Origin of the sequence: Caballeronia temeraria (assembly GCF_001544795.2) — a bacterium.
In the GTDB taxonomy this organism is placed as follows: domain Bacteria; phylum Pseudomonadota; class Gammaproteobacteria; order Burkholderiales; family Burkholderiaceae; genus Caballeronia; species Caballeronia temeraria.
The window spans coordinates 1-9,247 of sequence record NZ_FCOI02000068.1 but is presented as its reverse complement, the minus strand read 5'-3'; the positions used below and the strand labels follow the sequence as shown (position 1 = coordinate 9,247).

Here is a 9,247-nt window from a genome sequence, read left to right as displayed (position 1 = left end):
ACGCCGGACGCATCCCAGCCCAGCACCTTTGGTACCACTGGGGGCGGCAGCACGCCGCCACGGATCTTGGTATCGACGGGGTTCACCGAGATCGAATGCACGTCCACCAACAGGTCGTAACCGGTTGGCTCGGCCTCGGGCAACGTAGTGTCGGTAAGGGCATCCGGCGAACTGAGCGGAACCGCCTCGTTATAGACAACCGCTTTCATATGTACTCCGCAAAAAAAATAGCTTGAGCTACGGCGGGCAAATGCTTCATCTCGATAATATTGTCAGGAAAGCTTAGCACCGCGTTTGCTCTCTCGAAATTCCACCGGATCGCGATGATCGACTCGCGCGGATCAAGCCACCTCTCAGTGTTCCACATGTCGCCCAGCACGGGTGTCAGCCTGCACTCGTCGAGTGTGAGGATGGGAGAGCGGATCTCGGGCGCTGGCGCGGCTCACCCCTTGTTCCAGATGCCGAGACGCACTGCTTCCGGCGTGATTGGAATATGGCGAAGGCGAGCTCCCACCGCGACGAAATAGCGTTGGCGATGGCCGGGCCAACGACGGTAGTCGCCGGCTCGCCTAAGCCGACGGGCACCTCGGTGCTGTCCACAAAACTGATGTCCATGTCCGGCACGTCGCCAATGCGCAGTGGCGTATAACTGTCCAGATTGTGTCCCGCACCTGCCCGTTTTTTAAATGCGGTGCCTTCGTACAGGGCCATACTGAGCCCCCAAAGCGCACCGCCTTCGATCTGCGCACGCGCGCTTTCCGGATCGATGATGGTTCCAGCATCGATTACGAACGTCAGCCTCCCCACCGTAACGACACCGGTTCTCCGGTCGACGCGGACGCGGGTTCCGCATACCAGCCAAGTCGGCATGTCGCGCTCCTGGCCGAAACTGGTGGCAAGGCCGAGGCCAGTGTTGGGCGGCAACGGAGCGCCCCAGCCGGCGCGCGCGGCGGCACGACGCCTTCTCAAAAGCGAGTGCGTTCAACGGCTCAAGCTGGAAATGCAGCACGGTCGCGGTGGTGTATGTCTGCTCCAGCGTCGATTTTGCCGCGCGGAAGGCTGCAGCCGTATCGGCGATACCGGTGTCGAGCAGCACGCCGCTATCCGCCCGCCCGATCTGCTGGACGGCATGATCCTGAATATCCTTTTCGGATACGGTAGCGCCGGGGCCAGGCGTCCAGTTGACGGTGATCAGATCAGCCGCCCGGACCGCGGCAGGATAGCTCTCCGCGATAACCATCACCCAGCCTGGCACCGTGTCCGACGGATCGTCGAGCACGATGCTCTCGATATAGCCCTTCACCTTGCGCGCCCGGCTGTCGTCGAACGAGTTCACTTTCGACCCGTTGCGCGTCGGCGGGATCTTCGGCCTGCCGTAGACCATGCCCGCTACTCTCGCGTCGATGCCATAGCGCGCGGTGCCGCTCGTCTTCTCGGGGATGTCCAGCGCGGCTACCGGTTTGCCCACCAGACGGCGCTCGGAAGCCGGCTTGATCGGCACTTTGTCCAGTTCCTCTGGCGTATATCGGCGATCGAGGTTCCCGCGTTTAACGATGTCGCCATACGCGATAGAACGACTTCTCGCCACAACCGCGCCGGCACGGGCGGCGCAGTCGTCCGTCGACACGCCCAGGAGCTTCGCGCCTTCCTCGATCAGGGCGATCCGGCCGGCCGCACCCGCGTGGCTGAAGACGGGCCAAGTCTGCCAGGTCGACCAGCTTCCGCCCGTCACCATTGCGCCCCATTTGGGATCGGTGTCAACATGGATGATTCGGACCTTATCCCAATCGGCCTCCAGCTCGTCGGCCAGGATACGGGCGAGCGCAGTGCCAACGTGCTGCCCCATTCCTGCGCGGATGATGTTGACGGTGACGGTTCCGTCACCATCGATGGAGAACCACGGGGTCGGCTCGAACTGGAGATCAACAGCGGCAGGTGGTGCCACCCCATCGGTCGCAGTACGATCCATCGCAGTGGCGGCAACGCCTGCAAACCCGAAAGCGGCGCCCGCGCCTAGCATCGCGATCAGGAATTCGCGGCGAGTGAAAGGCTGGGCGCCCTGGCTCACGAAGCGTGGCCTAGTCATAGGTTGAGCCGCTCTGTATCGCTGCTGCGGCCTGCTTAATCGCTGCACGAATACGCACGTACGTCATGCAGCGGCAAAGATTGCCAGACATGACAGCATTGACGTCCTGATCGGTGGGCGACGGAAAATCGTTAAGCAGAGCCACGGCCTGCATGATCTGGCCGGACTGGCAATAGCCGCATTGCGGCACCTGCAGCGCCTGCCATGCCTTCTGCACAGGATGCTCGCCCGCGGAATCGAGTCCCTCGATCGTCGTCACCTCCGCGCCATTGATCGCGCTGATCGGCGTGATGCACGATCGCGTCGCCCTGCCGCCGATATGTACGGTGCATACGCCGCACATACCGATGCCGCAGCCGAATTTTGTCCCGGTCAACCCAAGATCATCGCGGATCACCCAAAGGAGCGAAGTGTCCGCCTCGACATTCACGGAGACGGCCCGGCCGTTGATTGTGAAGCGTGTCATGGTTGCAGCTCCGAAGATCGTCGTGGCCTCACTCCTGGCCACTGCCCTGCGCGCGTATCGCGGCAACTTTTCTCTCGAGGTCCAGCCAAGGTGCAAGGCCGGAGCGTGTCGCGCGAAGATAGGCGGCGATCCTCGCAACGTCGGCATCGCTGAATCCATGGGCAAATCCCGGCATCACGACGCCGGGGGCACCTTCCCGCGCGCTGACACCGTAGAGGATGACCTGAATCAGATTCGACGGATCCGACAAACTCGTCGCGCTGATGATCGCGAGATCGGGGCGAAGTGGATTGTCGAATAGACGGTGCCAAATCCAGTCCGCATTGCATAGCCGCCGGCGAAGGGCCGGCCCCCCTTCGCCGTGTGACAGTCCGCGCAAAAACCAGCTGCGGCCAGCACTTCACCGCGCATGACAAGTTCAGGTGCAAAGGTGGAGGCGACGGGGGGCGAAATCGGCGCAATCGTTGGCCGGCAGGCACAAAAAACTGCGCCAGTGAATCCAATGAGCAGAACAGCCGCCAGATAGATCAGAATTCGCTTGAGCCTAGCATTAGTCCACACGATGCACCTGCCTTCCTCCAAGAGAGGCCTGCGGGATTCTGCGCTTTAAAGACGCCGCGATTGTCTGCCACGACTTCCTGCTCCAGAGTCCAGCATGATGTTACGGATCTCTCTGCGCCGCGCTCGCGAGCCGACGACCCGTCCCGTTCGTCCCGCCCGCCTCATGTGGCCGATCGGACGCCCCAAGGGGAGGAGCAGCGGAGCGCCCCGTATCATTGCCGACTCTATCGGCTTTGACCCGATAACGATGACCTCAAGACTAGGCTCTTGCCGGTTCCACTTCTTCCTCATTCCTGCTAAGACGTGTCGGATCTCTGCGCTCCTACTGCGCGGCTTACCGATGTGAACGTACCGCAGCATTCAGCAAAAACTGCGGGCGCGCGTCGTGACGATGCTCCAGAAGTCCTTTCGAACGATCACCACGACGAGCTCACAAATCATCACGAACGCACCGATCGTCGGCAGAAGGATCGATAGACCGGCTTCTCTGAGAAAGTGAACGACTTGAACCTGGTCCAGTGGAAGTCGTGTGCGCGGCATTAACCTCGTTTGCTCAACGAGGTATCGAATTGCTGGCGAACGGCGTATCGACGCCGCTAATCGGAGACGCTTTGCAACGAGACCTCGATGCCTACGAACGGAACCACTCGACGGCGGCCCGAGTTCGGCAGCGGGCGGGTGACTACTCGCCGACTTTCGGCTTTTTGGGCGTGGTGCTTGGGCTGATTCTGGCGACCGGCCATATGCTCGAACCCTCGCAGTTGGGGCAAGGCATCTGCGTCGGTGGATAGCGAACTGCGTGTCAGGCGGTTGTAATTCGACGGCTTCTAGCGAATTCCCGAAAAGAGCCGCCCCATACCATCGAAACTCGACTGACCGGCGACGTGCGCGAACGATCGGTCGAACTGCTCGACTCGCCGCTTTCGCCCGGTTGAGCATGAGTTGGCGGCAGAATTTCCAACATGAGCACGACTTCAGGCAGCAAGCGCCTTGCGACGGATAAGGCGGCGCGTCAAGAAACTCACGATAGGGAGGAACACCCGGATCGCTAGCTGATTTCGTACGCCGATCTGGTCACTATGCCAATGGTGCTGTTCCTCGCACTATACGTAGCGCAGCTTGCGAAAAACAGTGAGCTTCAGATAAGGGTTTTGCAATTCCATCCCGCAAAGAAAGCCGTCCTGCCGCCGCTCGTCACCTCCGCCGCTGCAAGAAGCGAAGCGGGGAAGCAGCTCCTGTTGTTGCTCGCATCCTTGCAGGACAATTAACGCATTACGATTTCGCAGACACTGTAAGGTGTAGAGATCGCAATCGATGCAAAAATCCTGTTCCGTTCTTGCGACGCGCGGTTATTGCCCGAATCGTTCACCGTGCTTGAGCACGGTCGCCACCGTATTCCGGAACCGCGCGAAAAACAACGTTTTTGTGGGGGCACACGAATAGCTTGCCGATATCGACGGAAAATTACGAATTTAACTGGGAGTTGTCTTCTACACGCGCGGGAGCCGTAGCGCGCTTTTTGCCGGCAACGGGATTGAAGCGAACCGAATGGCCGCAATTGGCCGCGCGGACAATTTCCCACTAGCCGTGCGGCGCGCACAGACATCCTCTTTATCTTGCAGACCGGCCTGCGGTGGGACCTACCACCTCGTGAAATCGGCTTCGGCAGCGGTATGAGTTGCTGGCGCCGCCAGCGTGACTAGCATGAACTGTGAGCATCCGGGACCAGTTGCACGAGTTGTCGCGCTTGAACCTTGCTGCGAGGTGGGCGTGAGGCCTCTCCAGGGAGAGTGATGACCAGCTGCACCTCACCGTCGGTCAGCCGGCAAGCAGGGCCTTGTCGCGCGCGATGACTTCCGGCAGATGGGTGCGCAGGAACTCGACCCATGTCCTCGTCTTCGCATCGATGAATTTGCGCGAAGGGTAGAGCGCGTAAATGTTCGTGTTCTGCAACGTATGATGGAGCAACACACGCACCAGCGTGCCGTTACGCAGACCGTCGACGGCGGCGTACAGCGGCAATATGCCGATGCCCATGCCTTCGCGAATGGCGACGACCAGTGACTCGGCGATATTCACCTGCAGCGGTCCGCGAACCGAAATCAATTCGCCGCCACCGGGGCCTTCGAGCAGCCATTCGTGAAGTGGGAAAGCGGGCGTGTTCAAAATCAGGCAATCATGTTGCGACAGATCGCCAGGTTTCGCCGGGGCGCCGCGCGAACGCACATAGTGCGGCGAAGCGCACAGAATGCTGCACGTCGAGCCGAGCAGGTGAGAAACCATCTCCGAGTCAGAGAGCGAAGGCGCCGCAATGACGGCAACATCGCTTCCCCCGCCGAACAAATCCGGCGCGCTCTGTGACATCGTCAGTTCGACCGTTACGTCCGGAAACTGGATCCGATACCTGGCGATCGCCGGCAACAGGTAGTGCTGGCCTAGGCTCACAAAGCTGAACAGCCTTAACGTGCCGGAGGGGCGCTCATGCGCATCGCTTGCCTCCTCTTCCGCCCTCGCGAGGTCGGCCAGGATCTGCCGGCAGCGCTGCAGATATCGCTCACCAGCAGGCGTGAGTGCAAGCCGCCGTGTCGAACGGTTTAGCAGGCGGGTGCGCAGATGGGCTTCGAGATCCGATACCGCCCGTGACACCGCGCCAGTTGTCATATTGAGCGATTCGGCCGCCGCAGTGAAGCTGCCGGCTTCAACGACCCGCGCGAACACCCGCATGTTTTGTAGCGTGTCCATAGAAACCCTCGCATTCAAAGAGCGGCGACTGCCTATTCAGATGAGCGAGCCCTCCGCAGCGGGAGCCGGGAATCAACATAGGTCGACCGGGGATAATTATCGCATCTGGCCGGCTTGCTACTCCGAGCTTCTCCTGCAAGTCTTCATGCCGAAGTATCAATTCCTGCCTTTCTGGGTCCACAGAGTTTCCGGATCACGTGTGTCCGAGCCGTTCCGGGTCGGGCTAGGCACCGCGATCAACGTAGCATCGACGGCCAAACCCGCCTTAAGCATCAATCCCTTCTCGTTCAGTCTGTCATTGACGACCTCAAGAACGTGCGCAGCGATACCACCGCGTCGAGCAGGTGCCGAAACCGCAAGATAGTCGGTTCGTCCGGAAGGTAAGTCAGCCCTCCATCGAGGCCTGCGAACTTTCGAAACAGCGAGAGATCATAGAGGGCTCTTCCATCGCCGGATCCAACCATTTTTGGAGCATGTGGATTTGCGACATTGTCGGTAGCGGAAAATGACGGACGACCGGTCTTCCCCCTTAGCAGGTTGCTGAAGTACCGACGGTTCATGTCATCGTGAAAGTGCCCTGATGCGTGGATATTAGGTCCCTCACTTGCCCACTGAAGATCATGCGCGGCGCCGACTTGATCGCCTGCACCGACTTGTCATCTTTCTTCCATTCGCGCAATCGCCGTTCAATCGTCGTGATTTCTTCGTCCAGCCTCTCGACCCGAACCCACTGTTCGCGCAGCGTATCGATGAGCACCTTCGGCAATCGCGCTTCGATGCGTGCGAGCACATCAGGAATCGCCTTGACTATCGCCGTCCGGCCTTTGCCCATCACCTCGCCAAACTCGGCGAGCATCCCGCGCGGACCATTGCTCTGCATCGTGCGAAACTTCACTAGCTGCTCTCTCTGACGGTGCATCATTAGCACCGCCTGCTGCATCTCGCTTTTTACCGCTACCGCCTTGCGAGGCTGCTGAACCGCCAGCCAAATCGCCTGTGCGTCCATTGCATCGTTCTTATTGCCAACATTGAACGCCTTCACGAACTTTGCCGACATCAACTTGACCTCGTGACCCATCTGCATCAGTTGCCTTGCCCAATGATGGGCACTGCCACAGGCTTCCATGCCGATCAGACACGACGTACGGTTCGCGAAGTACTCGAGAAACTGTGGCCGCTTGATCTGTCGGTTGACAATCTCTCCGGTTTCCGGGTCGATGTAATGCACTTGAAAGACACTTTTTGCAATGTCGATTCCAACTGGCGTAGCATTCGTTTTGGATGCTCCGGTTGCCAGGAAATGCCCGCATTTTCCACCTGGGCACATTGATGCCGCTGGCCCGCGAGGATCCACCTTCCGTCGCTCATCTGTTCACGGGGTGGGACGCGTTCATATCATTCCTTCGCGACGCTGCCAGCGATCCAATCGGCAGCATGATTGACCCGGACGCTCCACTCAAAATCTCAGAAAACTGTCCGAACTACCGAGGCCACCTCTCAGCGACCAGCCCCGTATGCCTCGACGCTGGGATGCATCCACGGCTACCTGTCTCCACCTCAAAAGAATCTGTTCGCTTCTGTGCTGGCGGCAACTCTGCGGAGCGTGGTCGCGAAAAGGCACTGCATCGACCGGTCGCTCGTCACAATGCGTGACGTCCAACAATCGTCTATCCTGCGGCTGTGTCGATTTCTAGGGTTCACAGGAGTCAGGATGCAAGTGAAAGCGACGCTCCTCGCTCACGAAGCGGTAGGACCGGAGTCGGGCGAGCTTCATCGATTCATATTTTCGATCAGCGACGAGCTGAATAGGCAGCCCGTCCACAATGTCGTCTCTCTGCGTACCGCACGCGTATTGGCGAGCGAGTTGCTACCCGATACCGCATTCGCCCAGATGATCGTAACCATCGTTCGAACCGACCCCGCCGACTATGACAGCTTGGTCGGCAAGGCATTTAGACATACGTAGCTGACTTAGCTGCGCGGCCGGGAGCCGATTCGAGGCGCGCTGCTTATGCGCCGCGCTCATAGTGGTCAGCGTTCACCGTCGACAAGACGACCGGGAACGGGCGTCTCAAGTTGGCGGCAACCGGTGCCCCTCCGTTGTTGCCGCGTGGCGAGAAGCAAAACTCGATTTCTCTGGCGCCTCGCATTTATAAATCGGTCGGCGGGGCTCCCTTGGACGTCGGCAATAAGGCAGCTTGCCGAGGTTAGATGCGCCGTAAGGTGGATAGGAAATGGTTGGTTTAACAAATAGAAGGAGCAATTGGATGGAACAAGGCCAGTTAGCAGGAAAGGTCGCGATTGTCACTGGCGGCGGTCGCGGACTGGGGCGGGCCATGGCTCTCGGGCTGGCGGCGGCCGGTGCCGATGTCGTCATTTCATCCGCAAGTGACCCGGGAGAAATCCGGCAAGTTGCGGGCGAGGCGGGCCAGGCGCCAGGGGCCGGCCGCATTCTCGCAGTGGCGGCAGACGTTACCCGCAAGGAAGACTGCCACCAACTGGTGGAACAGGCAGTCGATACCTTTGGCGGGCTGCATATCCTCGTCAACAACGCCGGTCGCGGCATGACATTCATCAGTGACCGCTTCCTGACTGAGCCGACCCGGTTCTGGGAGGTCAATCCGGACACCTGGCGCATGATCATTGACACCAATGTCAATGGTCCCTTTCTGATGGCGCAGGCGGCCGTTCCGCACCTTCTTGCGCAACGATGGGGCCGAATCATCAACATCACCATGAACCACGAGACCATGCGGCGGGCCGGTTTTTCCCCGTATGGGCCATCCAAGGCGGCCCTGGAGTCCGAGACCATTATCTGGGCGCAAGACCTAGCCGACACTGGAATCACCGTGAATGGGCTGCTGCCGGGGGGCGCCTCAGCCACCGGAATGATCCCGGCCGAGGTACCAGAAGTCGTGCGGCAGCAACTGATCCAGCCGGACGTCATGGTGCCGCCGCTCCTCTGGCTAACTTCGCAGGCCGCTGGGGCAGTCACCGGCAAACGGCTGGTGGCCAGCCGGTGGAACAGTGCGCTACCCGCGGCGCAGGCCGCCCAGGCGGCGATGGCTGAAGCCGGCTGGCTGATTTGAGGCCTCGCGCATTATCCGGGCCCATACCGCTAGCGGTGTAAGACCGTTCACTTGGGTGTGCAAGCGATAATCGCCGATACGACCTCCGATGCGTTCGCCGTCTGAATACGAACCTTCTGCCTTCATCAACTTAACTCTCGTCTTCACCATCGCGATGGCGGGCACGACACAGCCGACGCCAATCTATCACCACTGTGAGATCGCCTACGGATTCAGTCCGTCGATCGTATGCGGTCCTTCAGGGACGCCCTAGCAATGGACGAGTGATTCTCTGATGCTACCTGTCCACGTGGACAGCTGGGA

The 9,247-nt window shown here is 60.0% G+C and carries 7 protein-coding genes and 6 pseudogenes; 6 read left to right on the top strand and 7 right to left on the bottom strand.

Going from position 1 to position 9,247, the window contains the following annotated elements; genetic code table 11:
• The 4 genes and pseudogenes from AWB76_RS38030 to AWB76_RS38020 all read right to left on the bottom strand — a co-directional run.
• A pseudogene (locus AWB76_RS38030) lies at positions 1–209 on the bottom strand (zinc-binding alcohol dehydrogenase family protein); the annotation flags it as partial.
• 175 nt (positions 210–384) lie between these two features.
• A complete protein-coding gene (locus tag AWB76_RS42585; protein WP_244173700.1) occupies positions 385–870 on the bottom strand; it encodes a molybdopterin cofactor-binding domain-containing protein in 486 nt (161 codons plus the stop codon).
• Between the two features lie 676 nt (positions 871–1,546).
• Positions 1,547–1,969 (bottom strand): annotated as a pseudogene (locus AWB76_RS42820) (molybdopterin cofactor-binding domain-containing protein); the annotation flags it as partial.
• 109 nt (positions 1,970–2,078) lie between these two features.
• Positions 2,079–2,552 carry a (2Fe-2S)-binding protein gene (locus AWB76_RS38020; RefSeq protein WP_061165229.1) on the bottom strand — a complete coding sequence of 158 codons (474 nt, stop codon included), beginning with the start codon at positions 2,550–2,552 and terminating at the stop codon, positions 2,079–2,081.
• Here AWB76_RS38020 and AWB76_RS41410 point away from each other — a divergent pair.
• The 4 genes and pseudogenes from AWB76_RS41410 to AWB76_RS41945 form a co-directional block, all read left to right on the top strand.
• The gene (locus tag AWB76_RS41410; RefSeq protein ID WP_061165228.1) at positions 2,551–2,853 is read left to right on the top strand and encodes a hypothetical protein; all 303 of its coding nucleotides are present in this window, start codon (positions 2,551–2,553) and stop codon (positions 2,851–2,853) included. The genes AWB76_RS38020 and AWB76_RS41410 overlap by 2 nt on opposite strands.
• Before the next feature lie 808 nt (positions 2,854–3,661).
• A pseudogene (locus tag AWB76_RS38005) lies at positions 3,662–4,048 on the top strand (MotA/TolQ/ExbB proton channel family protein); the annotation flags it as partial.
• Positions 4,049–4,192: 144 nt separating this feature from the next.
• The gene (locus AWB76_RS41950; protein WP_208606665.1) at positions 4,193–4,381 is read left to right on the top strand and encodes a hypothetical protein; all 189 of its coding nucleotides are present in this window, start codon (positions 4,193–4,195) and stop codon (positions 4,379–4,381) included.
• 294 nt (positions 4,382–4,675) lie between these two features.
• A pseudogene (locus AWB76_RS41945) lies at positions 4,676–4,813 on the top strand (IS5/IS1182 family transposase); the annotation flags it as partial.
• Positions 4,814–4,931: 118 nt separating this feature from the next.
• Here the strand turns inward: AWB76_RS41945 and AWB76_RS37995 are convergent.
• From AWB76_RS37995 to AWB76_RS37990, 3 genes and pseudogenes are all read right to left on the bottom strand, one after another.
• Positions 4,932–5,855 carry a LysR family transcriptional regulator gene (locus AWB76_RS37995; RefSeq protein ID WP_061165225.1) on the bottom strand — a complete coding sequence of 308 codons (924 nt, stop codon included), beginning with the start codon at positions 5,853–5,855 and terminating at the stop codon, positions 4,932–4,934.
• Positions 5,856–6,014: 159 nt separating this feature from the next.
• A pseudogene (locus AWB76_RS42575) lies at positions 6,015–6,382 on the bottom strand (transposase); the annotation flags it as partial.
• 98 nt (positions 6,383–6,480) lie between these two features.
• Positions 6,481–7,182, bottom strand: a pseudogene (locus tag AWB76_RS37990) (IS110 family RNA-guided transposase); the annotation flags it as partial.
• 384 nt (positions 7,183–7,566) lie between these two features.
• Here AWB76_RS37990 and AWB76_RS37985 point away from each other — a divergent pair.
• Both AWB76_RS37985 and AWB76_RS37980 read left to right on the top strand, forming a co-directional pair.
• Entirely contained in the window at positions 7,567–7,821 is a 255-nt protein-coding gene (locus AWB76_RS37985; protein ID WP_157696331.1) for a hypothetical protein, read from the top strand.
• 301 nt (positions 7,822–8,122) lie between these two features.
• The gene (locus AWB76_RS37980; protein WP_061165223.1) at positions 8,123–8,944 is read left to right on the top strand and encodes an SDR family NAD(P)-dependent oxidoreductase; all 822 of its coding nucleotides are present in this window, start codon (positions 8,123–8,125) and stop codon (positions 8,942–8,944) included.
• Positions 8,945–9,247: the final 303 nt, after the last annotated feature.

What these genes read in the sequence shown, in the direction of transcription:
- AWB76_RS42585 (WP_244173700.1), bottom strand. Translation starts at nt 870, where the DNA reads ATGCCGACTTGGCTGGTATGCGGAACCCGCGTCCGCGTCGACCGGAGA.
- AWB76_RS41950 (WP_208606665.1), top strand. Translation starts at nt 4,193, where the DNA reads ATGCCAATGGTGCTGTTCCTCGCACTATACGTAGCGCAGCTTGCGAAA.
- AWB76_RS37995 (WP_061165225.1), bottom strand. Translation starts at nt 5,855, where the DNA reads ATGGACACGCTACAAAACATGCGGGTGTTCGCGCGGGTCGTTGAAGCC.
- AWB76_RS37980 (WP_061165223.1), top strand. Translation starts at nt 8,123, where the DNA reads ATGGAACAAGGCCAGTTAGCAGGAAAGGTCGCGATTGTCACTGGCGGC.
- AWB76_RS37985 (WP_157696331.1), top strand. Translation starts at nt 7,567, where the DNA reads ATGCAAGTGAAAGCGACGCTCCTCGCTCACGAAGCGGTAGGACCGGAG.
- AWB76_RS38020 (WP_061165229.1), bottom strand. Translation starts at nt 2,552, where the DNA reads ATGACACGCTTCACAATCAACGGCCGGGCCGTCTCCGTGAATGTCGAG.
- AWB76_RS41410 (WP_061165228.1), top strand. Translation starts at nt 2,551, where the DNA reads ATGGTTGCAGCTCCGAAGATCGTCGTGGCCTCACTCCTGGCCACTGCC.